Origin of the sequence: Natronosalvus vescus (assembly GCF_023973145.1) — an archaeon.
Taxonomy (GTDB): Archaea; Halobacteriota; Halobacteria; order Halobacteriales; family Natrialbaceae; genus Natronosalvus; species Natronosalvus vescus.
This window is the reverse complement of record NZ_CP099546.1, coordinates 2,346,625-2,373,179: the sequence shown is the minus strand read 5'-3', so window position 1 is coordinate 2,373,179 and position 26,555 is coordinate 2,346,625. Positions and strand designations below refer to the sequence as shown.

At 62.2% G+C, this 26,555-nt stretch carries 23 protein-coding genes and 1 pseudogene; 10 read left to right on the top strand and 14 right to left on the bottom strand.

The window, feature by feature from the left end:
* Positions 1-51: 51 nt before the first annotated feature.
* Both NGM68_RS18405 and NGM68_RS11295 read left to right on the top strand, forming a co-directional pair.
* Positions 52-180 (top strand): annotated as a pseudogene (locus NGM68_RS18405) (hypothetical protein); the annotation flags it as partial.
* Positions 141-524, top strand: coding sequence for a DUF8050 family protein (locus tag NGM68_RS11295; RefSeq protein ID WP_252698230.1), 384 nt, complete (start codon positions 141-143; stop codon positions 522-524). The pseudogene NGM68_RS18405 and the gene NGM68_RS11295, both read left to right, overlap by 40 nt.
* 26 nt (positions 525-550) lie before the next feature.
* Here the strand turns inward: NGM68_RS11295 and NGM68_RS11290 are convergent, their stop codons facing one another.
* The 3 genes from NGM68_RS11290 to NGM68_RS11280 all read right to left on the bottom strand — a co-directional run bounded on the left by NGM68_RS11290 (position 551) and on the right by NGM68_RS11280 (position 2,311).
* Positions 551-946 carry an OsmC family protein gene (locus NGM68_RS11290; RefSeq protein ID WP_252698229.1) on the bottom strand — a complete coding sequence of 132 codons (396 nt, stop codon included), beginning with the start codon at positions 944-946 and terminating at the stop codon, positions 551-553.
* 92 nt (positions 947-1,038) lie between these two features.
* Positions 1,039-1,530, bottom strand: coding sequence for an SHOCT domain-containing protein (locus tag NGM68_RS11285; RefSeq protein ID WP_252698228.1), 492 nt, complete (start codon positions 1,528-1,530; stop codon positions 1,039-1,041).
* A 58-nt stretch (positions 1,531-1,588) separates the two neighbouring features.
* Positions 1,589-2,311, bottom strand: a complete 723-nt coding sequence (locus NGM68_RS11280; RefSeq protein ID WP_252698227.1) for a metal-dependent hydrolase — start codon at positions 2,309-2,311, stop codon at positions 1,589-1,591.
* A 300-nt stretch (positions 2,312-2,611) separates the two neighbouring features.
* Between NGM68_RS11280 and NGM68_RS11275 the strand changes: the two genes are divergently transcribed.
* From NGM68_RS11275 to NGM68_RS11255, 5 genes are all read left to right on the top strand, one after another.
* Entirely contained in the window at positions 2,612-2,881 is a 270-nt protein-coding gene (locus NGM68_RS11275) for a hypothetical protein (RefSeq protein ID WP_252698226.1), read from the top strand.
* A 266-nt stretch (positions 2,882-3,147) separates the two neighbouring features.
* On the top strand, positions 3,148-5,244 hold the full coding sequence (locus NGM68_RS11270) for a DHH family phosphoesterase (RefSeq protein WP_252698225.1): 2,097 nt from the start codon (positions 3,148-3,150) through the stop codon (positions 5,242-5,244).
* Between the two features lie 74 nt (positions 5,245-5,318).
* On the top strand, positions 5,319-5,786 hold the full coding sequence (locus NGM68_RS11265) for an SHOCT domain-containing protein (RefSeq protein ID WP_252698224.1): 468 nt from the start codon (positions 5,319-5,321) through the stop codon (positions 5,784-5,786).
* Between the two features lie 161 nt (positions 5,787-5,947).
* On the top strand, positions 5,948-6,121 hold the full coding sequence (locus NGM68_RS11260; RefSeq protein WP_252698223.1) for a DUF1059 domain-containing protein: 174 nt from the start codon (positions 5,948-5,950) through the stop codon (positions 6,119-6,121).
* 205 nt (positions 6,122-6,326) lie between these two features.
* The gene (locus NGM68_RS11255; protein ID WP_252698222.1) at positions 6,327-7,760 is read left to right on the top strand and encodes a pentapeptide repeat-containing protein; all 1,434 of its coding nucleotides are present in this window, start codon (positions 6,327-6,329) and stop codon (positions 7,758-7,760) included.
* An 85-nt stretch (positions 7,761-7,845) separates the two neighbouring features.
* On the opposite strand, the gene NGM68_RS11250 is transcribed toward NGM68_RS11255, so the two are convergent.
* From NGM68_RS11250 to NGM68_RS11240, 3 genes are all read right to left on the bottom strand, one after another.
* Complete coding sequence (locus NGM68_RS11250) at positions 7,846-8,100, bottom strand: glutaredoxin family protein (RefSeq protein ID WP_252698221.1); 255 nt, start codon at positions 8,098-8,100, stop codon at positions 7,846-7,848.
* Positions 8,101-8,183: 83 nt separating this feature from the next.
* Positions 8,184-9,668, bottom strand: coding sequence for an NCS2 family permease (locus NGM68_RS11245; RefSeq protein ID WP_252698220.1), 1,485 nt, complete (start codon positions 9,666-9,668; stop codon positions 8,184-8,186).
* Positions 9,669-9,978: 310 nt separating this feature from the next.
* Positions 9,979-12,165 (bottom strand): elongation factor EF-2, encoded by a 2,187-nt coding sequence (locus NGM68_RS11240; protein ID WP_252698219.1) that lies wholly within the window; start codon positions 12,163-12,165, stop codon positions 9,979-9,981.
* A gap of 289 nt (positions 12,166-12,454) precedes the next feature.
* On the opposite strand from NGM68_RS11240, the gene NGM68_RS11235 reads away from it, so the two are divergent.
* A complete protein-coding gene (locus NGM68_RS11235) occupies positions 12,455-13,225 on the top strand; it encodes a DUF5781 family protein (RefSeq protein ID WP_252698218.1) in 771 nt (256 codons plus the stop codon).
* A 143-nt stretch (positions 13,226-13,368) separates the two neighbouring features.
* On the opposite strand, the gene NGM68_RS11230 is transcribed toward NGM68_RS11235, so the two are convergent.
* Positions 13,369-16,422 (bottom strand): PAS domain-containing sensor histidine kinase, encoded by a 3,054-nt coding sequence (locus NGM68_RS11230; RefSeq protein ID WP_252698217.1) that lies wholly within the window; start codon positions 16,420-16,422, stop codon positions 13,369-13,371.
* Positions 16,423-16,830: 408 nt separating this feature from the next.
* Here NGM68_RS11230 and NGM68_RS11225 point away from each other — a divergent pair, with 408 nt between their 5' ends.
* On the top strand, positions 16,831-17,547 hold the full coding sequence (locus tag NGM68_RS11225; protein ID WP_252698216.1) for a DUF7504 family protein: 717 nt from the start codon (positions 16,831-16,833) through the stop codon (positions 17,545-17,547).
* Between the two features lie 43 nt (positions 17,548-17,590).
* Positions 17,591-19,663: a CHAT domain-containing protein gene (locus NGM68_RS11220; RefSeq protein WP_252698215.1), complete on the top strand. Its 2,073-nt coding sequence runs from the start codon at positions 17,591-17,593 to the stop codon at positions 19,661-19,663.
* A gap of 6 nt (positions 19,664-19,669) precedes the next feature.
* Here the strand turns inward: NGM68_RS11220 and NGM68_RS18195 are convergent, their stop codons facing one another.
* The 7 genes from NGM68_RS18195 to NGM68_RS11190 all read right to left on the bottom strand — a co-directional run bounded on the left by NGM68_RS18195 (position 19,670) and on the right by NGM68_RS11190 (position 26,555).
* Entirely contained in the window at positions 19,670-19,798 is a 129-nt protein-coding gene (locus tag NGM68_RS18195) for a DUF7503 family protein (RefSeq protein WP_256469879.1), read from the bottom strand.
* 158 nt (positions 19,799-19,956) lie between these two features.
* Entirely contained in the window at positions 19,957-20,520 is a 564-nt protein-coding gene (locus NGM68_RS11215; RefSeq protein ID WP_252698214.1) for a HalX domain-containing protein, read from the bottom strand.
* Between the two features lie 111 nt (positions 20,521-20,631).
* Complete coding sequence (locus NGM68_RS11210; protein WP_252698213.1) at positions 20,632-21,240, bottom strand: 30S ribosomal protein S7; 609 nt, start codon at positions 21,238-21,240, stop codon at positions 20,632-20,634.
* Between the two features lies 1 nt (position 21,241).
* Positions 21,242-21,670 carry a 30S ribosomal protein S12 gene (locus NGM68_RS11205; RefSeq protein ID WP_252698212.1) on the bottom strand — a complete coding sequence of 143 codons (429 nt, stop codon included), beginning with the start codon at positions 21,668-21,670 and terminating at the stop codon, positions 21,242-21,244.
* Between the two features lie 196 nt (positions 21,671-21,866).
* A complete protein-coding gene (locus NGM68_RS11200; RefSeq protein WP_252698211.1) occupies positions 21,867-22,286 on the bottom strand; it encodes a NusA-like transcription termination signal-binding factor in 420 nt (139 codons plus the stop codon).
* Between the two features lie 107 nt (positions 22,287-22,393).
* Entirely contained in the window at positions 22,394-23,599 is a 1,206-nt protein-coding gene (rpoA2, locus tag NGM68_RS11195; RefSeq protein WP_252698210.1) for a DNA-directed RNA polymerase subunit A'', read from the bottom strand.
* Entirely contained in the window at positions 23,592-26,555 is a 2,964-nt protein-coding gene (locus tag NGM68_RS11190; RefSeq protein WP_252701417.1) for a DNA-directed RNA polymerase subunit A', read from the bottom strand. Before NGM68_RS11190 ends, rpoA2 begins: the two co-directional genes overlap by 8 nt.

The following is a 26,555-nucleotide window of genomic DNA, read 5'->3' as shown; positions in this document are numbered from 1 at the left end:
TTCCCATCCGTCCCGAGGGATACCCATGCCGATTCGGTGGTGTCGTGGGCAATGACCGGCGGCACAAACTCGAGCGGGGGCGGGCAAATGGCCTCGAGCGTCGCAACCTGGCTTGCCTTGCTCTCGCTCGCCCTCGTGCCGTGGGTCGTCATCCGGACGACGGGGACGACGCTGCTGTTTCCCTGGGGAACCGTCGTCCTCGAGACGGGACAGGTCACCCCAATCTGGTATTCTACGAACAGCCGGGGCCCCGGCCGACGGAACTCCAGTACTGGCCGCTGGGGACGCTCTGTTACGGGCTGGCGGTGCTCTGGGCCGGCGCCCGGACGCTCGGGTGGAACGCCGACGGCCGAGTGACCGCCGGACTGGTAGGACTCGTCGGGGTGACGGCGGTGGTGATGTCCGCCGGCTTCGGCGTCGATCCGAACCGGACGGCGTACCCGGTCGCGGCGGTGCACGCACTCGGCGTTGCCGCCTGGCTCTGGATCGGTCAGAGTCACTTGCGACGTGCCCTCGAAAATTGATTCGCGATCGTCGAATTCCCGGCCAGCTAGAACGCGTTACCTTCGATCGTGCACTCGGCCTTGAGGTCGGATTTGACCGCGTCGTACACCTTACAGAGCTCGTTCGCGCGATCGATGATCTTCTGGCCGGTCTCGTCGTCGACGTCGGCTTCCACGCGAATGTCGAAGCTGACCGACTCGAGTTTGTCGTCATCGTTCTGCTCACCGGTGACCGAAATCTCGACTTTCCCGAGGTCGTCGACGCCGCGCTGCTGGCCGCCGACGCGCAGGGCGGGGACGTAACAGGAGCCGTAAGCGGCGAGCAGGGACTCGAGGGTGTCCGGTGCGTCCTCGCCGGTCGCGTCGATCGTGACCTCGAAGTCGCGAATCTGGTTCGTGGAGGCGAATCCTTCTTCTGAGGTGGTGGTGACGTCTTTTGCCATTGCATCCGTACTCTCGAGAGCCGACGGCGTAAACGTTGTTTTCTCCGACGGGTCTCGCCGGGTGCACGCGCCCATGACCATCGCAGCGAGTGTCAGGTTCGCTCGCGTTCGAACTCGCGGTCTGATCGATCCGAGACCGCGCTGGGGTCGGCGGCGTCGCGACCGTCACGTCGTTCGTACCGGTCGTCCACCTCGATCAGTCGCTCGAGGCGATGCTCGAACTCCGCATCGGAGAGTTCGCCCGTCGCGTAGCGGTGTTTGAGTTGCTCGAGTGGGTCGTCTGGTGGGTTTCGTTGTCGGGTACGGTTGCGGTCGTGGTCGTGGTCGTGGTCGTAGTCGCGGTTGGTGTCACCCTCTCGAGCCACCTGTCTTCGGTTCTCGTCGTCGGTGCCGTAGAGCCACGCAGAAATCTCCTCGCCCCAGAACAGAAAGACCGGTGTCAGAAAGAACCAGCCGACGAAAGTCACCAGCGCAACGACGGTCTGCAGGCCGAGGATGGCGAGGACACCGGCGAGGAAAAACGTCGCGATGGCGACGAAGAGCCAGAGATCCTCGCTGACGAACGTGGGGGCGTCGGTTGCCATACACGTTCCACGACGTGTCTCGACTACTAAATACGGGTGGCCGAATCGCAACCGACGACTACAGTTCGAACGTCTCGTCGCCCTCGAGCGCCACGACCTCGGCGCTGCTTCCCGCTGCTTTCACCTCGCGAGCAAAGTCGTCGGGATCCTGCTCGATCGGCGGGAACGTATCGTAGTGCTGTGGGAAGGCGTAGTCGACGTCGAGCCAGTCGGCGGCGATGGCGGCCTGCCACGGCCCCATCGTGAAGTGATCGCCGATGGGGAGCGCGGCGGCGTCGGGTTCGAGGTACGGCCCGATGACCTCCCGCATCTCGGTCATCAGGCCGGTGTCGCCGGCGTGGTAGAACGTCGTCGAGGCTTCGTCTTCGACCTGGGTCGGCTTCGTATCGGAGATGACGAACCCGGTGGGCATCCCCGCGTCGACGTCGTACTCGGTCATGATACCGTTGGTGTGGTCGGCCCGATGCATCGTCACGAAGGTGTCGCCGCACTCGACGGTGCCGCCGATGTTCATACCCATGCCGCCGACGGCATCCTCGAAGCCGAACGCCTCCTGGCAGTAGGAGACGAGTTCTGGCGTCGCCACGAGCGTAGCCGCTGAAAACGCCTCGGCGTGAGCGATGTGATCGGCGTGCCCGTGCGTGAGGAGCACGTAGTCCGGCGTCTCGAGGTCGTCGGGCTCGAGATCCGTCTTTGGGTTGTCGAAGAACGGATCGATCAACAGGTCGGTTCCGCCGACGGAAACGTACCACGTCGAGTGGCCGTGCCAGGTAAGTTCCATTGCGGTCGGTACTACTCACGTTATCATCATAAAACTGGGTTCGATCACCCACTTTGGTGCAGTATCGTCCCAGGAGGTGTCTGCAGGGCTGTACAATCTCCCATATTTATATATGTGCCATGTGCACACCACACTGGCCGCACTCGTAGACACACCACGCGGTCAAGCCGACACCACTATTGACCGCATCCGTTGACACACCAAGCGGTCACGATGAAAACCGACAGGGAATATCGGGTATCGTCAGCCTGACGGCGCGGCGATGCCGTGGCTTTTTTGCACCGACTGCGTAGGAGTGGTATGCTCACGCTCTCACTCGAGGCGTTCATGATCGAACTGAAAGACGGCTCCATCAAGAACGTCGGGCCGACGAACAAGGCCGCGACCGCGAAGCTCTTCGACGTCGAACACGCGGAGGCTCGGGAGTTCGGCGACAAACGCGTCAAACTCGTCTTCGAGGACGACGAGGGCAACGAACTGCAAGCCGCGCTCTTCCCCGAGGACGCCCGCGCCATCGCCGCCGACCTCGAGGCGCTCGAGGCGGAGTCACCGGTGTTCGACGACGACTGAGACGGTCGATTGTAGTCTCGTACCGGTGATCGCTCATGACGGGGGACAGCGATCACCGGGAAAACGTTCCAACCGACCGTATGACGGCCGCTCAAGGGACAGGACACCATTCAATCGACCACGCACGATCGAACGGGATCGAAAAACACCAGCATGCGCCACGGTCGCGGCGCGCTCGAGTGAAAACCAACCGTCGATCGATCCTCGATTTGCTGGCGAACGTATTTCGACAACCGTTTTAGGGCGAACCTGCTTGTTATGAATAGATGGGTAACTGTATCATCTGTGGCAAGCCCGTCGACGGCCATGTCTGTGAGTTCCACGAGGAGGACGTCGCCTTCGAATTCGAAGGTGGCTCTCCCTCGGAACTCGTTTCATCCCGGTACTACCGGGGCACGGTCGACGGCTACGCTGACTTCGGTCTCTTCGTCGACATTGGAGACCACGTCACGGGTTTGCTCCATCGAAGTGAACTGGATCAACGACTCGAGAGTCTCGATCTCGAGGCCGGCGATTCGGTGTACGTACAAGTATTGGACGTCAGAGACAACGGCAACGTCGACCTCGGCTGGTCGATCCGCCAGGCACCACGTGAGTTCCGTGGGGAGGTCATCCAGACTCCCGACGGCGACGTGCTCCCGGAGGAGCGAGACGGCGAGGAGACGGACGAAGCCGTCGACGACGAACCACCAACGACTTCGGAGCCACCCTCATCGGAACCGGCTCCATCGGCGACCGATCCGGTCACTCGTGGTGGTGCAGGCGGCGCTGCAAGCGCGAGCGCCACCGCTACCGAAAGCACCACCGAAAGCGCGGAGGAACCGACCCCATCGGCCGAACTCAACCGAACGACGGTCGACTCGATCGACACGCAGGTCGGCTCGGTCGTCCGCCTCGAAGGCGAGATCAGTGGCGTCCGCCAGACGAGCGGCCCCACCGTGTTCACCCTCAGCGACGAGACCGGCACCGTCGACTGTGCCGCATTCGAGGAGGCCGGCGTTCGCGCGTACCCGACCGTCGAGGTCGACGACGTGGTCGCCCTCGAGGGCGAGGTCGAACGCCACCACGGCGACATTCAGGTCGAAACTGAGGCCCTCGAGGTACTCGACGGCGAGGAGGCCGACTCCGTCGCCAACCGCCTCGAGGACGCGATCGAAGAACAGGCCCGACCGACGATCGTCGCCCCACTGGTCGAGGACGACGCGATCGACGCGGTCGAAACCGAGATCGTCGATACGGCGACGGAGATCCGTCGTGCGGTCATGGAGGCACGCCCGATCGTCGTTCGCCACAGCGCGACTGCCGACGGCTACGTGGCCGGCGCCGCGATCGAACGGGCGGTGTTGCCGCTGATAACCGACAAGCACACGCGCGACGACGCCGTCTACCACTACTTCGAGCGGCGACCGCTCGACGGCCAGGTGTACGACATGGACGCCGCCACCGGCGACGTCACGTCGATGCTCGAGGCACACGAGCGTCACGACGAGCCACTTCCGCTGGTCATCCTCATCGACGCCGGTGCGACGGTCGACTCCAGTGATGGCTACGAACTGCTCGACATCTACGGCGTCGACCGACTGGTGATCGACGACAGCCGTGCCGACAACGAGATCACCGACGCCGTTTCCATCGCCGTCTCGCCGTCGCTCGCGAGCGACGGCGAGGTCGACCTCTCGACCGTTACCACGACGGCCCTCGCCGCAAACGTCGCAGCCCACGTCAACGATGACGTGCGCGGCGACCTCGAGCACCTCCCCGCGGTGAGCTTCTGGTCGGACGTCCCCGACGCCTACGCCGACCTTGCCGAGCGAGCGGGCTACGACGAGCACGCGTGTGCCGAGCGACGGGAAGCCGTCGCCCTCGAGGCGTACTACCAGTCCTACAAGGACAAGCGCGAACTCGTGGCTGACTTGCTGTTCGACGGCGATGGCGAGGACGGGCCACAGAACGGCAACCTCGCAGCCCACGTCTCAGAACAGTTCCGTTCCAAGCTCGAGACCGAACTCGAGACGGCACGGGAGAACCTCGAGACGCGGTCGGTCGACGACCTCGAGATCGCCGTCCTCGATACGGCGGCGTTCATCCACCGGTTCAACTTCCCGACGACGACCCTGTTGCTCGATGCGATTCACCGCCAGGGTTCGGAGTCCGTCACCCTCGGCGTCGGTGAGGACGAACTACACGTCCGCGCCGACGACGCCCTCGACGTCCGCGAACTCGGGGAGGCGCTGACCGAAGCCGTTCCCGACGCCGGTGTCCACGTCGTCGGTGGCCGAGACGGCTACGTCAAGTTCCTCTCGGGCGAGCGCGAGGCGGTTCGCGAAGCCGCCCTCGAGCAGATCGGCGAGACACTCGCCTGATCGGCTGGACTCGTTTTCGACCACTCGTGTTGCTCGGAGAAACATCTTTGATTCGCGCCCGTCCAGAGTCCGGTATGACGGTATCTCTCGGTGATCGCTTCGCGCAGAACGCGACGGCGATCACGTCGACGCTGATCACGGGCCTCTGGCTCGGGTTACTGGTTGGCGATATCGGCGGGAATCTGTGGCTCGCCGTGCTCATCGTCGGGTACGTCGCCGTGATTCCAGCCGTGTCGATGTTGTTCGACGACGAGGAGTGGGAGGGCGAACTCGAGGAGGACACTGAGACACCGGCATCGTCCCGGAACGACCACGCGGCCGACAACCGAGCGCCACCCGCACCCGACGGCCACGTTCCGGAGGAAGACGCCCTCGAGACCATTCGACGGCGATACGCACGCGGAGAGCTCTCAGACGAACAGTTCGAACACAAACTCGAGCGATTGCTCGACGTCGAGACGCTCGAGGACGTCGAATCGCGATATGGAACCGGTTCTGCCGACCGGAACGACGAACGGAGACTGAGCCGTGAACGGGAGTGAGGCGGGATCAGTGTCGTCGAGTCGGGTCGAAATCGACTGGATCCGTCGATTGACTGTCCGTACTGCTCGCACATGTTTTCCGTCAAAAAGCGCTAAGTATTGGATCGGCGTACGTACTGTGTTGTCCGGTAACATTCGACATTGTTCCGGGCTGAGTATCCATGGGACACGCACACAAGCTCGACTGTGAATCAGCGGAGTCGGATTGCCGATTCATTATCCAGTCGGAGGACGAACACGAAGCAATCGAACTGGCCAGAAGCCACATGAAAGACGCACACGGGAAGGAGTTTTCCGACGATGAACTCCGAGACGAATACCTCCAGACCGTCTGATACGGGCTGTTGAAACGGGGTACCGGTGAGTGCCTTTTCGGGTTAGCCACCGACGAGAGACCACCACAACAGTCCCTCCCAGTGACCACTCCTTTTTCGAAAACAGCGAAACGACACCACGTCGAGGACACGACTCGTCAGACCAGAAAACATTTGTCGAGTGCGTTCCCCGTCTTCGTACGAACACGACCACCTCGAAGTGCCCATGCGAGACTCCAACGCAGAGACGACAAGAGAGACCAGACGAACGAGCCCATCGAAGGAGACGTCCCGCTCCACAAGACGACGGCTCCTCCGATGCGTCGCCAGCGCCGGTGCCGTCGGTACCGTTGGCGGGCTCGCAGGCTGTCTCTCGTCGCTTCGCTCGAGCGGCGTCAGCTGTAACGATCACCGCGTCCACGCGGGCGCGGATCTCAGCGGTACCGACCTCTCGGGCTGTGATCTCGTGGGTGCTGACCTCTCGGAAGCAACGCTTACCGACGCCTCCCTCGTCGAAACCGACCTCCGGGACGCGAACCTCTTTCTCGCGACGTTCGAGGGGGCCTCCCTCGAACGCGCCGACCTGCGCGGAGCCCAGTACCTGTTGAGTGCCCTCCTCGATGCCGACCTCACAGGGGCGAACCTCTCGGGGGAAACGTTCGCCGGGTTCGACCTCAGCGATGTCGACCTCAGCGGCGTCGTCCTCAGAGCCGCTGATTTCACGGATGCCAGACTCGATTCGGTCGATTTCACCGATGCCGACCTCACCAGCGTCGACCTCACAGGCGCGACGTTGACTACGGCCGTCCTCGAGGGAACGATCCTCGAGTACACCTCGCTCGACGAGGCGCGCCTGGTCGGACAGTCGCTCGCCGGAACCGACCTCTCGAATGCGACGCTCAGGGAGGCCGCCCTCCAGTCGGTCGATTTCACCGACGCCGACCTCTCCGAAGCGACGCTCGTCGATGCCGACCTCTCCGGGGCAACACTCGAAGACGTCACGCTCACCGACGCCGATCTATCCGGGGCGACGCTCGAGAACGCGACGCTTGCATCGATCGACCTCGCAGGCGTGACGGCGGCCGAGGTCGACTTCTCCGACGTGACGATCGAGGACGTCCGATTCGGCGGGGCCGACCTCACCGGCGCTGATCTCCGTGAACGCGATTTCTCGGGCCACGATCTCTCCGAGACGATCCTCGCCGATACGACCCTCTATGGCGTCGACCTCACTGACGCGAGCCTCGAGAACGCCGATCTCACGGGTGCGAACCTGTTCGAGGCGACGCTCGAGGGAGTCGATCTCACCGAAGCAGCGACGGTCGCCGGGGTCGAACTCATGGAAGCTGACCTTGCCGGACGGAACCTCGCGGGGGTCGACTTCTCCAACGCCGAACTCTTTCTCGCCAATCTGTCGGGCGCCGACCTCTCGGGAGCGACGCTCGTCGGCACCGACTGCTGGAACGCCGACCTCACCGGCGTGACCTTCGCCGGGGCGAATCTCACCGATGCCTACCTCGAGGATGCCGACCTCACCGGCGCGGACTTCACCGGGGCGACGCTCGAGGGGACGTCGTTTTCAGGCTCGGATCTCACCGGCGCGACCTGGACTGATGGCTCGACGTGTGAGACGGGCACGTGTGACGGACGAATCGAGTGAAAGCGACTGAGGTGAACGAATCGAGTGAGAAATCGACTGTGGTGGACGGATCGAGTCAGAACAGGACGCAGGCTCAGACGCAGGTTCAGGCGCCGTTGCCGTACGTTTCCTCGAGATACCCGACGATGTCGCTGCTTTCGGCCATCCCGTGGACGTCGTGATCCTCGTCGGTCAGCACCGGAACGCCGGTCTGGCCGCTCACCTCCTCGACCTCCGTGCGGGCGCTGTGGGCCGCCGACACCTCGACGACGTCGTACTCGAGGTCGAGTTCGTCGAGTTTCGATCGAACGCTCGCACAGAACGGACAGCCGGGGAGTTCGTAGAGGGTGATTGCTGCCATGTCCAGGCCTTCGAACGGACAAGCAATGAGCCCTCCGGTAGCGGGAGGTGGTGCCGTCATCGCCAAAACAGCGTCGCCAGCCGTCAGAACCCGAACTGACCGGCCTGTACCGCGAAGTAGATCACGAAGTAGACGACGAACGCGACCGCGAGGAGCCACTGCCCCAGCGAGACGTCGCGGTGGTCGCCCATCGCCGCCTTCACGAGCGGGTAGCTGATGATCCCGGCTGCCAGTCCGTTTGCGATGGAGGTGGTCAGCGGCATGATGGTGATGGTTAGACCGCCAGCGATCGCCCAGGCGGGATCCTGCCAGTCGATGTCGGCGACCCCCTGGAGCATGATGATCCCGACGACCACCAGCGCGAGGTACGTCGCGTACTGCGGGATCGCGCTCATCAGCGGCACGAACAGCAACGAGAGCGCGAAGAATCCGCCGACGACGAGCGCGGTGAATCCGGTGCGGCCACCCTCTTCGATCCCCGTCGAGGATTCGATGTAGGTCGTCACCGTCGACGTCCCCATCATCGCGCCGGCCGTCGTCCCGACTGCGTCGGCCATCAGCGGCTTCTCGATCTCAGGCAGATCGCCCTGCTCATCGAGGAAGCCGCCGACCTGGGAGACGCCGATGAGCGTCCCCGCCGTGTCGAAGAAGTCGACGAAGAAGAACGTGAAGACCACCAGGGCGAACACCAGCGGGTCGTCCACGATCATACCGAGCCCCTCGACGAAGCCCCAGACGAGCGGCGTGAAGTCGTACTGGACGGACGTCAGCACCGAGAGCAGGCCCTCGTTCGTCACGTCCTCGTACGGCTGTTCGGGCGTGATGACGCCAGGGCTGACCAGCCCCAGGAGCGTCACGAGCCACGCACCGATCGCGGTCGTCAGGATACCGATGATGATCGAGCCACGAACCCCGCGTGCGTAGAGCAACAGCGTCAGCGTCAGACCGGCGAGGGAGAACGCCGCGATCGGGCTCTCGAGGACGTTTCCGAGGTTGACGAGGGTCGCGTCGTAGGCGACGACGAGTTCCATCTCCTGGAGCCCCAGAAAGAGCAAGAAGATACCGATACCGGCGCCGACGGCGAACTTGACCGGTTCGGGGAAGAGTTCGATGATGTATCGACGTGCACCGACGGCCGTGAGCGCGATGAAGATGATTCCTTCGACGAAGACCGCCGCGAGGGCGACCTGCCACGGGACGCCGAGGATCAACACGACCGTGAACGTGAAGAAAGCGTTCAGCCCCATGCCGGGAGCCAGGCCGAACGGTCGGTTCGCGTAGAACGCCATCACCGCGATGGCGACAATCGATGCCAGTATCGTCACCACCGCGAGCATCTGAAACACCTCGGTGTAGGTGTAGACGTCGCCGGCAATCTCCGTCTCCGACGTGGGCGACAGTTCGCCCGGCGGCGCGCCGAATATTGCGGGAACGAGAATCGACGGGTTGACGACGATGATGTACGCCATCGCGAGGAACGTCGTCGCCCCGGCGATCAGCTCGGTTCGAAGGCTCGTCTCGTGTGCCGCGAAGTCGAAGTACTCCGCGATCGTTTCGCTAACCCCCATGTTGGATGTTCGAGCATATGTAATGAGGTGTGCTTAAACCTTTATGTCTCGAGTTGTCCACGACCCTGCATACATGTGACGCTGCTAAGAGGTCGGGGCCGGTTCTCGAGTCCGGACTCAATCACCCCGACACAGCGGATCACAACTCGACGAACGTGACTGAGTACCCACTACCTGCAAGTGAGCGGGGTGAGCGCTGGAGACGGGCGCACTCGACCACACGGGCGGCGACGCCACTCGAGCTCGTGAGGACGCTTCGAGAACAACGGACAGAAACGAGTAGAAAAAATCTGTAAAACAGCGAGCTGCCTTAGATGTAGTCGATCGACTGCGGCAACTCGAGTTTCATGCCCTTGCGCTCGCGGATCTCCATGATGGTCTCGCGCTGGAGCGAGTTAGACATGACCTCGAAGCCGGCGTTCTCGGTGTTCCAGGCGGCACGACCCTCGGTCGCGCTGCGGATGTCGCTCGAGAACCCGATCATCTCTTCGACGGGCGCGATGCCCTCGACGACCATGAGGTCACCCTCCTGGTACATGTCGTCGACGCGGCCACGGCGACCCTGGATCTCGCCGGAGGCGGCACCCATGTGGTCGTTCGGCACGTCGATACGGACGTCCTGCATCGGCTCCAGGAGCTTGATGTGACCGTCGATCAGCGATCGGTGAACCGCTTCACGCGTCGCCGGGATGACCTGTGCCGGACCACGGTGGATGGTGTCCTCGTGGAGCTTGGCGTCGTGTAGCCGAATCAGGGTACCCTGAACTGGCTCGTTGGCGAGTGGGCCGTTGTCCAGCGCCTCCTCGAGCCCCTCGATGACGAGTTCCATCGTCTCGTTCAGGTGCTGAATCCCCTTCGTGTCGTCGATGAGGATGTTCGTCCCGTGGATGTGTTCGACGTTCTGGGACGTGTCCTTGTCGAGCCCGGCCTCCTGCAGCGCCTCACGGCGCTCGAGTTCGGGCATGTCCATCGAGGCCTCACCGAGCTGGATCGTCTGGATCAGCTCCTCGGTGAGCGGCTCAGCGGTGATGTAGAAGCGGTTGTGGCGGTTGGGCGAGATACCCTCGACCTGGTCGCTCGCACGCTGGACGGCCTCGCGGTAGACGACGATCGGCTCACCGGTGTTGACGGGGATGCCCTGGTTGGCCTCCATCCGCTGGGTGATGACCTCGAGGTGGAGTTCGCCCTGCCCGGAGATCAGGTGCTCGCCGGTGTCCTCGTTGATGTCGATCTGGATCGTCGGATCCTCCTTCGAGAACTGCCGGAGCGCCTCGATGAGCTTCGGGAGGTCGTCCATCGTCTTCGCCTCGACGGACTTCGTGATGACGGGCTCGGAGATGTGTTCGATGGACTCGAACGGCGTCATCTCGATACTCGAGACGGTCGAGCCAGCGATGGCGTCGCGCAGGCCGGTGACGGCCGCGATGTTCCCGGCGGGAACCTTCTCGACTTCCTCGCGCTCGCCGCCCATGTAGATCCCGACGGACTGGACGCGGTTCTTGCCCGCGACGCCGGAGACGTACAGCTCCTGGCCCTTCTCGAGGGTACCCGAGAAGACACGGCCGGACGCGATTTCGCCGGCGTGAGGATCCATCGAGATGTCGGTGGCCATCAGGACGACCTCGCCGTCCTCGTCGACGACCCGCATCTGTTCTGCCAGATCGGACTCGGCGTCACCGCGCCAGATACGCGGAATACGGCGGGGCTGGGCGTTGACCGGGTTCGGGAAGTGCTCACAGACCATGTCGAGGACGACGTCCGACAGGGGCGTCCGTTCGTGGAGTTCCTGGCGTTTGTCGGCCTGCTCCAGGTCGATGATGTCACCGAAGTCCATGCCGGTGCGCTGCATCGAGGGCATGGAGACACCCCACTTGTACAGCGCGGATCCGAAGCCGACGGTACCGCCTTCGACGGAGACCGTCCAGTCGTCGACGTCGTCCATCTCCTCGGTCATGCCCTGGATCAGGTCGTTGACGTCCTTGATAACCTTCAGGAGGCGTTCTTGCATCTCCTGGGGGCCTTCCTGCAGCTCGGAAATGAGGCGGTCGACCTTGTTGATGAACAGCGCCGGTTTGACGCCCTCGCGAAGGGCCTGGCGCAGCACCGTTTCGGTCTGGGGCATGGCACCTTCGACGGCGTCGACGACGACGAGCGCACCGTCGACGGCACGCATCGCACGGGTGACGTCGCCACCGAAGTCGACGTGGCCGGGCGTGTCGATGAGGTTGATCAGGTGGTTGGTTCCGTCGTACTCGTGGGTCATCGAGACGTTCGCCGCGTCGATGGTGATCCCACGCTCCTGTTCGTCATCTTCCGTGTCCATCGCGAGTTGCTGACCTGCCGTGTCGTCGGAGATCATGCCCGCTCCCGCGAGGAGGTTGTCAGAAAGTGTCGTTTTACCGTGGTCAACGTGAGCGGCGATGGCGATGTTCCGGATGTGTTCCGGGTTGCCCATCAGCCGTTCACACTCTTGAACGATCTTCTTGCGTCGGCCCATATACGAACCCCTACCGGCAGCGGGGTCAAAAGGGTGCTGTTTCGAATCGGCTGGAACCATCCCTGAAACCACCGTACCGCCTGATACGTCACGTTTGCGTGAGTGAATAGCTCACACGTTGAGCTCTCGGTACGCGCGTTCACACGAACGGCTCAGTCCGCGCCAGAAACGCGCCTCGAGCGGCCGGCATTCCGCCCTGAGCAAAACCCCGCAATCGAGTAACCGCCCAGTCCGTCCAGAGCAAACCCCCGCAAGAGCCATACCCGCCCAGCCCATGATACTTTTACACATGGAGCTCCGCATACAGGGTGCTGGCCCTGCGGCACCCTTTCTCGGCGCCCGGGATCTCTTCGAGACCGAACAGGATCTCTCACGCCCCGTGTACGTTCGAATCCAGGACGACCCCGACGAGCGAACCTGGGCCGGACACCACGACGACCACCACGTGCTCAACATCTCGAGCCAGACCGCCTCCTCGGCGATGGCCCGCGAACTCGCCTTACACGAGTTCGCCCACATGGCTCGCCACGAAGAGGGCCACCCCTCTCACGTCCAGTCGACCGAGGAGGCGCTCTACCTCTCCCTCGCCGGAAAGCAGGTCGAGCGCCGAAAACTCGCCCACTGCTACCAGATCGCCAACCACGCGAAGGACATCTACGCCGACGACATCACGCTCTCGGTCGGCCCCGGAACGAAGCTGCTCTCGTTTCTCGAGTCCTCACTCGCCGCGGCACTCGCAAATCGCCCCGCAGAGTCGACTCTCCGACCTCCGGGCTCCCGCCATTCACCGGCTTCGGATCCCGAGATTACCGCGGTCAACGCCGCGTTCGCGCTCGCACTCGCCGAGCGACACGGCCTGCTCGAGGCCGACCACCGGCTGTACGATCTCGCCCACGCGGCGGCGATGGACGCCCCACAGGTCGATCTCGGAACGTTCCGCCGGCAGTTTCGCGACCTGAGCCACGACCCGACCCCTCGAGCGTACCGCCAGACGCTCGTGGAACTCACGCGGGCATACGTCGACGTCGATTCAAGCGGGAACGGGCAAACCGCAGAGTGATCGAGAGCCAGCGACGGGAGACTGGCAGGGATTGGTAGTCCTGTCGAAATCAGCTGTCGCTGATACATCTCGTGTGCTGAATACACAGTGCGAGTCGCACAGTGTCGGTCTGTAACGAGCAGTGATCGCTCAGTAGAGGCCGCTCAGGCGTCACTTGGTGGCAACGTGAACGAGAACGTCGACCCCTCACCGGGTTCGGAATCGACCCAGATCTCGCCACCGTGGCGCTCGACGATTCGTTGACACAGTGCCAGTCCGATGCCCGTCCCGTCGTGCTCATCGCGGCTGTGGAGGCGCTGGAAGACCTCGAACACTCGCTCCTGGTCGTCGGGGTCGATACCGATCCCCTCATCGTGGATCGAGACGATCCACTTCCCGTCCTCCCTCTCCGAGTCGACATGGATTGTCGGCGGTTCGTCGCCGCTGTATTCGATCGCGTTCGATATGAGGTTCTGGAAGAGTTGGTGTAACTGGCTGGCGTCACCGTGTACATGAGGGAGTGCCTCGATCTGAACGTCGGCGTCGCTTTCATCGAGTTGGAGTCGAAGATTCTCGAGGACGTCGGTGAGAACGGTTTCGAGGTCGATCGGCTCGAACGGATCGCCTTGGGTTTCGATACGGGAGTACTCGAGCAGTCCCTTGATGATGGAACGCATCCGATCCGCACCATCGATGGCGAACTCCAGAAACTCTTCACCGTCCTCATCGAGCGCGTCGGCGTACCGATTCTCGATCAACTGAAGATAGCTCGAAATCATCCGCAACGGTTCCTGCAGGTCGTGTGAGGCAGCGTATGCGAAGTGTTCGAGGCGTTCGTTCGACGCCTCGAGTCGCTCGATCGTCTGTTCGATTTTTTGCTGATACTCACGGCGTTCAGTGATGTCCGATAGCGTGATCACGGCGCGAGTTATCGTCCCGTGTTCATCTCTGACAGGCATTCCCCGGACGCTCACGATTCTGCGTTCGCCATTCTGGCTATCGATCTCGAAGACGGCAGGATCGGTGACCGCTTCGCCTCGGAGTACTCGGGCGATCGTCCACTCCTCTCGCTCGACCGGCTTGTCCGTGTCAGCCCACCTGACGGGGTACTTCTCGTACTCGTCGAGGGACTCGGCGTCGAACACATCCCCGCCCCAGATTTCCCTGGCGGCGTTGTTCGCCTCGATCAGCGCGCCGTCTCGTTCCGCGACGACGACACCGACGGGGAGAATTTCGAACAGCCTCTCTAACTGCTCGTTGTTTCGCTCAAGCTGTAACTCGGCACGTTTTCGTTCAGTGATGTCGGTGAGCGCACCGAGGAACGTTCCCGCAGTGCCATCCTCGTCGCATTCAACGTGGCCACGAGCCACGACCCACCGAAGTTCATCGGCAGCGTTCCAGACGCGATACTCCGCCTCGTAGTCACCGCAGGTGTCTACGGCCGCTTCGATCTGCTCGGCGACCCGGTCACGATCGTCGTCGTGAATCGACGACAGCAACCGCTCGAGTTGCACACCCTCCCGTGCGTCTTCGGGATCGACGCCGAACGTATTGGCGAAGGAAGCGCCGGTAACGAACCTGTTCTCTGGGACGTGCCATTCCCACGTGCCGACCGCACCGGCTTCGGTCGCTGCCTCGAGTTGGGCCTTCGCATCCTCGAGATAGCGCTCGCGTTCTTTTTGTTCCGTGATGTCCTGGGCCATCGTCATGCCGGCAAAGACCTCACCGCGCTCGTCGGTGATCGGCACGCCGTGGAGCACCCACTCGCGACCGGCGTACTCGAGTTCGACCGATGCCTCCTCACCGTCGAGTGCTGCCTGAAACGCGGGTTCGAGCGCACTCGCTGTCTCCTCGGGCCAGACGTCGTAGAAGCTCCGGCCTTCGAGATCGGTGGGCTCGACGGGGATCCAGTCGAATCCCTGGCCGGCCGCGAGCGTATACTCGAGGTCGTGATCGAACAGCGTGACGAGCCCGTTCGGAAAATACTCCGCGAGCGTGCGGTAGCGTCGTTCGGACTCCTCCAGGGCGCGTTCGCGCTCCTTCCGCTCGGTCACGTCGCGGAAGTAGACCGAAATCCCGGTTTCGGACGGGTAGAGATTTGCTTCGACCCAGAAGTCGAGCGTGTCGTAGTAGAGTTCGTAGCTGGTCGGCTCCTGTGTGTCCCGGGCCGTGTGAAACGCGCCCCACACCTCGTCGATTTCTGCGGCAGTCGGAAACACGTCCCAGAGCGTCTCACCGAGTAACGCTTCTTTGGGATGTTGCAGGAGATCTGCTGCTTGATCGTTGACGTGTGTGAACCGGAACTCATCGTCGACTGCGTAAAATGCGTCAGAAACTCGTCCGAATACCTCGTCTAATTCGGTCTCGAGTTCCCGTTCTCGCTCTTTGAGATCGGTAATGTCCTCGCCGGCCGCGATGACACGATCGATCCCGCCGGCCTCATCGAAAAGCGGTGCTGCACTGACCGAGAGCCACCGTGAATCGCCGCTCGGAAGTTCGATCTGAAAGACTTCGTCGTACACCGGCTCCCCCGTCTCGAGCGTTCGCGCAAAGGGGTGTTCGTCCGTCGTGACTTCGCTCCCGTTCTCGTCGTAAACCGTCCGCTGTGACGGGTCGTACGTGTCCGCTTTCCCGTCGGGAATTTCGAGGATATCCTTGAGATGCTCGTTCATGCGAGTTATATTCCCGTCAGCGTCGAGCACCTGGATCCCGATGGGGCTCGTCTCCAGAATTCGATCGATTAGGTCGCGTTCGCGCTCGAGTTGCTGTTCGCGTTCGTCGAGCGTTTCCTTCCTTCGTTTTCTGTCGGTCACGTCACGGACGATTCCGACGGATCCCTGATACGTGTCATCGTCGACGAGCAGGCTCACCCGTAGCTCACAATCCGGGGCCTCACCGGAGGCAGTTCGGGGTGTGATTTCGAACGTTTCGGTCAACCGCTCGTCGCTCCGTATGCATCTGGCGATTTCACGCGTGATTCGTTCGATATCGTCGTCATGGAGCACAATAGAGACGTGTTCGCCGAGGAGTTCGTCCCGGGTGTAGCCGCTCAGCTCGACGATGACATCGTTAACTGCGACGAATCGACCGGCAGCATCGAGTTGATAGATTCCATCGTCGACGATATTAACGAGCGTCTGGAAACGATGGATCGCCAGAGAGTCGTCGACGTCATCCGCCCAGAAAGGAGATCCTGTCGCGTCCGTTCGCTTACTCATAGCTACGTGGTATGCATGGTTGACGATAAAACCCGTGCTGGTCGTGATTCACGAGTGACTGCGTCTCGGTGTTCGGGGGCGGAGAATAGCGATGGGGTCACGAACATCGGAACCGGGATTCGTTGCCCACCGGATTCACGCTATGTAATCAGCACGACTGCCCGAGCATGTCACGACGAAACAATACAACAGAGATGGCCTTTGGAACGGTTGCCATTAATCGGCAGTATGAGACGGGAATCGGCAGGACGTACCGACATCGAAGCTGCTGAGGCAATCGTGCGCCGACGACCAGCAGGTTCAGAGATGACGCTGCGATGGACACCAGACCAATACCGTCGTTCGACGGGATATCACCACCCAGAACGCTTAATGGGTAATACCCCCTATGGCTGAGACGTACAACTGATGCCTTCCGGTACTATGAACAATCTCGATCCCACCGGTACGTCGTTTACTACTGCACTCGAGCGACTGAAGCGGGACGGCTCGAGCGTCCTCGTCGTCGGTTCGGTGGGCGAGCGACAGCGTCAGCACGTCACCAGTCGACTCCTCGGAGACGATGCCGAACAACAGCGTCGCCGAATTCTGGTGACGACGACCGGCGAGGGTATCGACGAACACATCCACCAGGCGAACTCGGTCGATGAGACGACCATCATTCAATACGACGGCGACGGTGTCACCCGCGGTACGACCGTTGCTCCCTCCGTGTTCACGAGTCCGACGTCGCCGCCATCTCCCTCCGACACCGACGAAGCCACTCATCCCGACACCCTCGGCGACATCGGGATCGCCATCTCGAACGCTATCGACGCGTTCGACGACGAGGCCCTTGAGCCCGGAACCCTTCGTATCGGCGTCGACTCGCTGTTGCCGTTACTCGAGCGGTACGGCCGGGAGGCCGTCTTCCAGTTCGTTCACTTGCTCAACGGGCGGGTGAAAGCAGCCAACGGGATGATTCATTACCACGTCCCGGCGGCCCACGATGCCCTGATCGTCTCCGTACTCGAACCGCTTTTCGACATCACGGTCGTCCTACGAGAGCACGACGAAGCGTGGCAGGAACAGTGGATTCTCGACGACGACCACACCTCTGGTTGGATCCCCACGGAACACCTGTGACCGAGGCTGACCGGCTACACGCAACGACAGCCCCCTACGCGATATGAAGCCAACGTTCGAACCGATTACGGATGGTCTCGAGATAATCGATCGTATCGAGCGACATCGCTATCAGCTGACGACACACCGCTCGGTATCGCCGGAACCGGTAGCACCGGAACGTATCCAGTTTCCAGTCGACGCGGCCGTTCAGATTACGACCGACGCGATTACCCTCCCCACGAACGATCTCCCTCACGTCCGTGACGAGAACGGAGCCATGCTCGACGACATCGGGAACATCGAGCAGACCGCCCTCGAGGACGGACAGTACACACTCGACATCTCGGCACCGTTCAAAATCTACATCCGAGTAGAGAGTTCGATCCATCTGTACTTCGATACCGAGCGAACCTACATCAGTCTCGAGGAGGACACACCCGTTCTCATCGGTGTTCGATCCTATCACACCCGACCAGCCACGACGATCACAACGACCAGCGACCCCGACGACGTGATGGAAGCGGTCACCATGTTCGGGTCGGCACTCAAGACGACGACGCCCGAGCGATCGTATCCGACGCTACGCGGGCACCCACCTGCGCTCGAACGGGGCGACGAACTTCACATACCCGACTCGCTCGAACGACCCGACACCGGCGTCACGATCGAGGTACCACGGCGATTGGAAGACATCTACGTGATAACGCCGCTCGCGTACTATCTCGGCGCAGCGGTACGTCCCGGGCCGAACCCGCAGATCGTCACCGAGGGTGGCTTCACGCACTCGTTGAGCGGCGCCGATGGATTCGAGGCGACCGTCGAGCAAACCCTGAAACACCTGTTTTTCCTCGACTGCGTCGCTCGCACCGAGGGGACGACGCCCGTCCCGCTCCAGGAACGACACGCCGTCGAACCGGATCTCGAGTTCGATCTTGCAGCGACGTACGACCGACCGATTCACGAGCAGGTCGAAACGTACCTGGGCGTCCCGTTCGAAACGATCGAACCACACCTCCCGGAGTGGCGACTCGAGACCCACCTGCCGCCAACGGCCGACGCCATCTCGTTTCTCCCGTTCGTCACCGACGATCTGGCGATCGTTCGGATTCAGGAGACGGAAACAGCTGAGACGGCCACCGACCAGGAGGAAGTCACCGCCATCAAAGCGTTCACGCGCGGTTCGTTCGTGCGCAGCGCCGACTCCGACCGGGGATCGACGACCGACGCCGAGCACGTCGAGCCGCCGACGATGCCGACGATTACCCAATCGTGGCGAAGCGATCGATCGGCTGAGATCGTGAGTACGACACCGGTGTCAGCCTTTTATCACAGCAACGGCCGAACACCACGAACGGATCCCATCGAGATTGCGGTCGTCTGTAACGATCCGGAGATGCGCGAGGAACTCGAGACCGTCAACGGCATCTACGGCGACCGAGAGGAGCTACCGTTTTCCGTTTCGGTGAACTACGAACTGACGAAGGCAGAACTCGAATCCGTGCTCGCCGACGACAGCGACTTCTTCCACTACATCGGCCACATCGACGAGGGAGGATTTCAGTGTACAGACGGAAAACTGTCCGCCTCGTCGCTTGAGCACGTCGGTGCCAAGGCGTTTTTGCTCAACGCCTGCCAGTCACACAACCAGGGACTGTATCTGATCGAAGCAGGCAGCATCGGTGGCGTCGTCACCCTCGGTGACGTGATCAACAGTGGCGCAATTAGCGTTGGGAGCCAGCTCGCCAGGCTGTTAAATCGCGGCTATCCACTGTACGCAGCCCTCGAAATCGCTCGCAAAGAGAGTTTCGTCGGCCAACAGTACCGGCTCGTCGGCGACGGGTTGACGACGATCGCGCAGGCAGAGACCGGAACGCCAACGTTCGCAACGATCGAGCCAGCTGACGAGGGGTTCGAGGTCGAACTCGAATTGTACGTGCCGACGGGAATGGGAAAAGGTGCGCTCTATATGCCCTATCTCGATTCGACTAACTCCTACTTTTTGACCCCCGGGAACGTTGGCCCGTTCACGGTGACGGCGACACAGCTCGACGCGTTTTTGAGCCTCGAGGAGATCCCGATTGTGCTGAACGATACGTTACTCTGGTCACACGAGACTGCACTGACGAATCACTGAGTCGAGTTACGGGCCGCCGTAGGTCGTGCCGTTCCCGGCAACGACAGTTCCCGCCTGAGACAACAACAGCATCGCCGTAAACAGCACGCCAATCATTCGTGGGTGGTTCTTCAGGTAGTCGCTGAGTTCCGTCATAGTACGTATGAGCCATGGTACCGACCCGTAATAAATTTATTTTAATATATCTCACCCAGAATCCATAGTACCATTCACGAATATGAATATTTAAATGTGATAGAAATATAGAAAAACCAAACGGCGAGACGATTTCGTCTCGATAACGGAGTGAAACCTCAGTCGTCCAATAATTTCCGCAACGTCCGGTCGAATCCCGTCTCCGAAAGCCCACGCCGAAGCGTCTCCGCACGCTGTCGGCACGCACACAGCTGCGCCGTGACCGCCTCGTATCGATCGCCGACATCAACGCCACTATCGAGTTCGTTCTTTAGCACCGCCCGTTCGGTGGCGAGTCGAAAATACTCGTCGAGCGTCACCTCGTAGGCGTGCTGGATAACCAGTTGCTCGACCGTCGACTGAAACTGGTCGGCGGTCACGGGCGTCACCAGATATTCGTCGGCCCCACGGTCGATCGGATCGTCCGCCGGAACCGATGGCGTCAACGCGAGCGTCCGGGTCGCTGGTACCTGCTGGGTTGCGGCATCGAGGACGCCACGCGCGTCCGGAGCAGTGAGGGCCCACTCGAGGACGAGGACGTCGTCCTCGGGGTCGAACTGCTCGAGGATCGAGCGCTCGAAGTCAGCGTATCGAGTCGAAAACGGAAGCGACTCGAAGTCGATGACGGCCGCCGCCACGTTCGAGTGGACGACGAACACACGTGGCGGGTCGGATGGCAGCACGTACGTGTACCTCCGCCGAGATCACATAAATTTGAAGAAAAGACTCGCCAGTCGAGCGACGTCGCTCGAGGTAACGGTCGAACCGACCGCAAAAACCGCCCGCAAACGCGCTTATCTGGCAGCAGCCGCGACGCGCTCTTTCTCTTCTTTCTGGCTCACGGCGTACGTCTGGACGTCGTAGTTAGCGGCACCGATGAGCTGACTCGCGAGGGCCTCGGCGGCCGACGTCGGCGTCTTGAACGAGGCGTTGTATGCCCCCTCGGCGATGAACTTCAGAGCCTGGTCGACGCGTCGCTGGGGAGCGACGTCGACGGCTTTGGGAACCGAGATCCCACCGTATTTCAGGCGGACGGTCTCCTCGCGGGGAGCCGCGTTCTCGACGGCGCTGACGAGTACCTGGACGGGGTTCTCCTCGGTGCGGTCGTGGATGATCTCGAAGGCGTCACGGACGATTTTCAGCGTCTGTTGTTTCTTGCCCGTGTTCTCCTCGGTCTGCATCAGCCGGTTGGTGAGGCGTTCGACGACCGAAATCTCGGACTTCTTGAACTGCTTGCTCGCGTGACGACCCGCCGTGTGGGCGATGGGCGTTACCGAGAGGTAGCGCTCGGTCGAGGGGTCGTTGTAGACGATTTCGGAGACGTCCCAGGTGCCAAAGAGCTTGGCCGAGAGGTCGCCGCCGCCGGCCGGAGCCTCGGGTTCGGGTTGTTCCTGTTCGCTCATGTTATCGCACCGGTTTCTCCGCGTTGCCACGAACCAGTTCGAGCAGGGCGACGCCGTTGACTTTGTCGACCTTGTAGTTGACACCGGAGAGGTCACCCATCGCACGACCCTTCGCCCCACCGATACCGGCGATGGTGACCTCGTCGTGTTCGTCGATGAACGAGATCGCCCCGTCGCCGGGACAGAACGCCGTGACCTGTTTGCCGTTCTTGATCAGCTGGACACGGACGCACTTTCGGATGGCCGAGTTGGGCTGTTTCGCTTCGATGCCGACTTTTTCGAGAACGATACCGCGGGCCTGTGGTGCCCCCTCGAGGGGGTCGGACTTCTCGCGCAGGCCGCGTGCTCGGCGCGCGTAGTCCGAGTCAGACCACCGCTGTTTCTGGCGGTCTTTCTGGAGCTTCCGCGCGGCGTATTTGCCGTTTGCCATGCGAATCGATATCCGACGGAGACACTTAAGCATCCCCTTTTGGATCGGTCGAAACGCCACGAGAACGCTTTATCGATAGCTCTCGAGAGATCTGAGCGCGTTTCGTCGGGAACGGAGGTCGCTCGAGGCGTGTCTGGAGCAGCCATCGTCCCCGTCGACCCGATCCGAAGCGGTGGTTTCGACGGTGGGAACCCGCTCACACTAACTGCACGTCGTCGATTCCGAAATGGCGCTCTGCCAGACGGCGACCGTCCTCGATCCGCTGGCCACCCGTCCCGATCGCGACCCCACGGTCGCCCTCGAGCACCTCGACGTAGGCGACCGTGTCGTCGTTCTCGCTGATCGTGACGTTTCGGACGGCCGCCGGCGCGAGCGCGTTCGCCACGAACGACGCGGGGTCGGTCGCACCCTCGATCAGCCGAACCGAGCGCCCGGTCTGGCGTTCGAACCGCTTGACGTACTGTCCGCGCGCACCGATCGCCTCCCCCAGCGTGCCGGCGGGAACGACGATCACCAGCCGATCGTCGGAAACCAGACAGTCGCGTCCCGAAACGCCCGAGACGTCCTCGAATCGGGCGATGAACTGCCGGGCGTCGTCCTCGAGTGTGATCGTCATTGACGAGAGAAAAGAACGGCCGCGTTCATAAGAACCGGTGTCGTCGTTTGGCGGTGATTGTCAACACACAGTGGCAATCACCTCGAGAACCGTTACAACGGTTCGTCTCAGTCCGCCTTGTTCGGCGACGATCCCATCCGAAGGTCGACGTCACCGGTGCCGAGTTTGATCGGCTTGCCGACGATGACGTTCTCGGTGACGCCGTGGAGTTCGTCGATCTCGCCGTGGATCGCCGCGTTCAGCAGGTGGTTGACCGTCACCTCGAACGCCGCTCGTGCGAGCACGGAGTCTTTCGACCCGGAGATGCCGTGGCGGCCGATCGATTCGATCGTCCCTTCGTTGGTCATCATGTCGGCGACCAGCATCAGGTGACGGACGTTCACGTCGTCGAGACCCTGCTCGGCCAGCGTGTTGTTCGTCTCCTCGATGATCGCCTCGCGAGCGGCCTCGACGCCGAGGTTGCGGTGGATCTCGTGGATGTTGTTACACGTCGTCCGGGAGGCGTCCACGCCCTCGATCGAGAGCACGTCACCGAAGGCCGATCCCTCGGTGTAGAGGACGAACTCCTCGGTGTCGTCGTCCATCTCTTCTCGGCGGATAACGACCCGCGAAATATCCTCGATTCCCTTGAACGTGATGTCGCGAAGCTCCTCGACGAGCTGGAGGAGGTCGCGGTAAGAGGGCTCTTCGGGGCCGAACTCGACGGTCGTCCCCTGCTGTACCGTCTCGACGCCCAGGCTGTCCTGGATGATTTCGGCGACCTCCTCGGCCGTGATCATCCGTTCCTCGAGCGTGTCCTGATTCAGCGAGATCTGGACGCGCATGTCGGCGACGTTCGTCGACACGTCACCAAGCGCGAGTATTTTCGAGGCCTCGATCTTCCAGACGACCTCGTGAGCCTTCTCGCGCTCGGTCGCGTACTCGTCCTCGAGGTGGACGGTCATCATCGGCGTGTCGGGCGTCTTCCGGGCGTCGACCAGCTCGATCAGCCGAGGCAGCCCCTGCGTGACGTCGATCTCTGCGACACCCGCGTAGTGGAACGTGTTCATCGTCAGCTGCGTCCCTGGCTCCCCAATCGACTGGGCGCTGACGGTGCCCACGGGGTCGAGCGGATCGACCCGCGTCTCGACGTAGTCGTTTTCGACGGCGGTGATGACGTCCTGGGCCTGCTCGGCGGTGACGTCGCCACGTTCCTCGAGCGCCCCGTAGACGCGGTCTCTGAGTCGCCGTGGGAGTTCGCTGTCCTCGACGACGGCGATGACGTCGTCGGAGACGTCGTAGTCCTGGGTGAAGACGGTCTTCGTATCAGTCATCGGAGGTCACCTCCTCGGGCGGGGCGACACGACGACTGTCGGCGTGCTCCGAAAGGTTCGTCTCGGTCTGCTTGCCGGCGAGGAACGCCTCTCGCTCGGACGCGGAGTCGAACTCCTCGTCGAGTACCTTCTGGGCGATTCCTTCGACATCGACGTCGTGATCCTCGCCGGAGGAGACGAGCACGGGCGAGGTGCCGTCCTCGCCGAACTCGAACTGGACGATGGTGTCGGAGGTGTCCCGAACGGTACCGTCGTACTGGGTCTCGAGTTCCGACAGGGCGTTGATCAAACGGCGCTGCAGGTAGCCGGACTTCGACGTCCGGACTGCCGTGTCGACCAGCCCTTCGCGGCCACCCATCGCGTGGAAGAAGAACTCCCGTGGGCCGAGACCGACCGTGTAGGAACTCTCGACGAAACCGTGAGCCTCCGCCGACAGGTCGTTCTGTTTGTAGTGGCTGAGCGTCCGGTTCTCGTACCCGCGATTGATGCGCTCGCCTCGAACCGCCTGCTGGCCGACACAGCCGGCCATCTGGGTCAGGTTGAGCATCGAGCCACGCGCCCCGGACTCGGCCATGACGACCGCCGGGTTGTCGCCCTCGAAGTGCTCTTCGGCGATGTTCCCCGCGTTGTCACGCGCACGCGAGAGCGTCTGCATGATCTTCATCTCGAGGGTTTCGTCGATCGTCCGACCGGGCAGGCTCTCGAGTTCGCCGCGCTCGTAGGCCTCGATCAATTCCGCGACGCGATCGTATGCGTCCTCGATCGTCTCGTCGATGCGGGCTTCGGCCTCCGCGGGGATCGTCTCGTCGTCGATCCCGATCGAGAACCCGAAGTGCATGATCGCCCGCATCGCAAGCGTCGACAGCTCGTTGATGAACACCCGCGAACGAGTGTTGCCGTACTGCTTGGTGATCGCGTCGACGATTTCGCCACCGAACTCGCCGACTTCGTCCTCCGCGATCGTCCCGGAGACGAGTTGGCCGTCCTCGATGACGACGTCGTCGCCGACGGTGCCCGTGAACTCGAGGTGCATGTCGTCAGGCAGCAGTTCGGAGAAGACGTCTCGGCCCGTCCAGAACGGTTCGTCCTGGTCGTCAATCCCGCTGGGTTCGGGCAGTTCGTCGATCCGGGTCGCCCGGAGCAAGTCGAGTGCCTGCGTCTCGTTGAATCGCGGGTTGTCCTTCGTCAGCAGGTACGTCCCGGAGATGTGATCCTGGATCGCGCCGATGATGTTCTCACCGAAGCGCGGGCTCAGGATCTGTTCTTGCACGCGCATGAGTACGCGCGCCTCGGCGCGGGCCTCCTCGTTCTGGAGGGCGTGCATGTTCATCTCGTCGCCGTCAAAGTCGGCGTTGTACGGCGGACAGACGACGGTGTTCAGTCGGAACGTCTTGTACGGCATAACCACGACCTCGTGGGCCATGATCGACATCCGGTGGAGCGACGGCTGGCGGTTGAAGATAACGATGTCGCCGTCGATCAGGTGCCGGTTGACCTCCCATCCAGGTCCGACCGTCTGGGCGCTCTCGAGTCCGCCCTCCTCGGACATGCCAGCGAGCGCCATACAGTTCTTCTCGGTTACTTTGAGTCGGCGACCGTCCGGTCGGCGCACGTAGTTCGCACCGGGGTGACCGTTCGGGCCGTTGGCGACGTAGCGTCGAGCCTCCTCGACGTTGCGCTCGGTGACGAGCATCGTCTGGGTCATCTCCGTCGCGACGCGATCCGGCACACCGACTTCGTTCAGCGAGAGCGTCGGGTCGGGCGAGATGACGGTACGAGCCGAGAAGTTCACACGCTTCCCCGACAGGGAGCCACGGAACCGGCCCTCCTTGCCCTTCAGACGCTGGGAGAGCGTCTTGAGCGGGCGTCCGGAACGGTGACGAGCCGGCGGCGTCCCCGAAATCTCGTTGTCCATGAACGTCGTGACGTGATACTGCAACAGCTCCCAGAGGTCTTCGATAATCAGCTGTGGCGCACCGGCCTCGCGGTTCTCCATGAACCGCTGGTTGATCCGGATGATGTCCACGAGCTTGTGGGTGAGGTCGTCCTCGCTGCGCTGGCCGTTGTCGAGGGTGATCGACGGGCGAGCGGTAACCGGTGGAACGGGGAGGACGGTGAGGATCATCCACTCCGGTCGAGAGCGCTCGGCGTCGATCCCGAGCACGCGGATGTCCTCGTCGGGGATGGCCTCGAACCAGTCCCGGATGTCCGAGGGCATCAGCTTGTTCGTATCCTCCTCGGTCAGGTCGATGTCGAGGGCCTTCTCGATGGCCTTTCGCTGACCCTCGCGCGGGCGGAACGATCCCGAAAGGATCTCGTTGATTCGGGTGAGATCAATGTCGGTTTTATCGGCCAGCTCGTCCGGCGTCGTTCGATCGATGCCTTCCTCCTCGTTGCCCTGCATCGCACCGGCGATGCGCTGGGAGTACTCGCTGGTGAGAACCTGCTGTACCTCGTAGTAGGTCGTCGGCTTCTCGTGTTCGATGTCGTACTGAACCTCACCGCAGTGCATACAGCGATCCTTCTTTCGTGCCTGGCGAATCGCCGCCTTCGTTACGTCGTTGAGGTCGTGGCCCAGTTTGCGGTACTCCTCGATCTGTCCGCGGAACTCCGCTTTTTCGTCCTCGGTCAGGAGGAGTCGTGAACACTCCCGACACGTCCCACGAAGGAGTCGGCGGATGAGTTTCGTAAATCCGACGTGGATCACCGGCGCCGCCAGTTCGATATGGCCGAAGTGGCCGTTACACGACCCCGAGTGTTTGCCGCAGGTCTTACACTCGAGCCCGGGGTCGATGACGCCGAGACGGGGATCCATGAGCCCCATGTCGATGGGGAAGCCGTCGTCGTCGTAGGTGTCTGCGGTGATGATCTTCGTCGCGCTCATCTCCCGGTACTCCTCGGGCTCCATGAGCCCGAAGTTGATCGATCCGATGTCTTTCGGTGTGCTGTTTCGTAT

Coding starts and splice junctions, on each gene's coding strand:
- NGM68_RS11285 (WP_252698228.1), bottom strand. CDS start 1,530: ATGGCAACCGACGCCCCCACGTTCGTCAGCGAGGATCTCTGGCTCTTC.
- NGM68_RS11230 (WP_252698217.1), bottom strand. CDS start 16,422: ATGAGTAAGCGAACGGACGCGACAGGATCTCCTTTCTGGGCGGATGAC.
- NGM68_RS11280 (WP_252698227.1), bottom strand. CDS start 2,311: ATGGAACTTACCTGGCACGGCCACTCGACGTGGTACGTTTCCGTCGGC.
- NGM68_RS11220 (WP_252698215.1), top strand. CDS start 17,591: ATGAAGCCAACGTTCGAACCGATTACGGATGGTCTCGAGATAATCGAT.
- NGM68_RS11225 (WP_252698216.1), top strand. CDS start 16,831: ATGCCTTCCGGTACTATGAACAATCTCGATCCCACCGGTACGTCGTTT.
- NGM68_RS11250 (WP_252698221.1), bottom strand. CDS start 8,100: ATGGCAGCAATCACCCTCTACGAACTCCCCGGCTGTCCGTTCTGTGCG.
- NGM68_RS11245 (WP_252698220.1), bottom strand. CDS start 9,668: ATGGGGGTTAGCGAAACGATCGCGGAGTACTTCGACTTCGCGGCACAC.
- NGM68_RS11265 (WP_252698224.1), top strand. CDS start 5,319: ATGACGGTATCTCTCGGTGATCGCTTCGCGCAGAACGCGACGGCGATC.
- rpoA2 (WP_252698210.1), bottom strand. CDS start 23,599: ATGACTGATACGAAGACCGTCTTCACCCAGGACTACGACGTCTCCGAC.
- NGM68_RS11290 (WP_252698229.1), bottom strand. CDS start 946: ATGGCAAAAGACGTCACCACCACCTCAGAAGAAGGATTCGCCTCCACG.
- NGM68_RS11200 (WP_252698211.1), bottom strand. CDS start 22,286: ATGACGATCACACTCGAGGACGACGCCCGGCAGTTCATCGCCCGATTC.
- NGM68_RS11270 (WP_252698225.1), top strand. CDS start 3,148: ATGGGTAACTGTATCATCTGTGGCAAGCCCGTCGACGGCCATGTCTGT.
- NGM68_RS11255 (WP_252698222.1), top strand. CDS start 6,327: ATGCGAGACTCCAACGCAGAGACGACAAGAGAGACCAGACGAACGAGC.
- NGM68_RS11260 (WP_252698223.1), top strand. CDS start 5,948: ATGGGACACGCACACAAGCTCGACTGTGAATCAGCGGAGTCGGATTGC.
- NGM68_RS11240 (WP_252698219.1), bottom strand. CDS start 12,165: ATGGGCCGACGCAAGAAGATCGTTCAAGAGTGTGAACGGCTGATGGGC.
- NGM68_RS11205 (WP_252698212.1), bottom strand. CDS start 21,670: ATGGCAAACGGCAAATACGCCGCGCGGAAGCTCCAGAAAGACCGCCAG.
- NGM68_RS18195 (WP_256469879.1), bottom strand. CDS start 19,798: ATGACGGAACTCAGCGACTACCTGAAGAACCACCCACGAATGATTGGC.
- NGM68_RS11275 (WP_252698226.1), top strand. CDS start 2,612: ATGCTCACGCTCTCACTCGAGGCGTTCATGATCGAACTGAAAGACGGC.
- NGM68_RS11210 (WP_252698213.1), bottom strand. CDS start 21,240: ATGAGCGAACAGGAACAACCCGAACCCGAGGCTCCGGCCGGCGGCGGC.
- NGM68_RS11235 (WP_252698218.1), top strand. CDS start 12,455: ATGGAGCTCCGCATACAGGGTGCTGGCCCTGCGGCACCCTTTCTCGGC.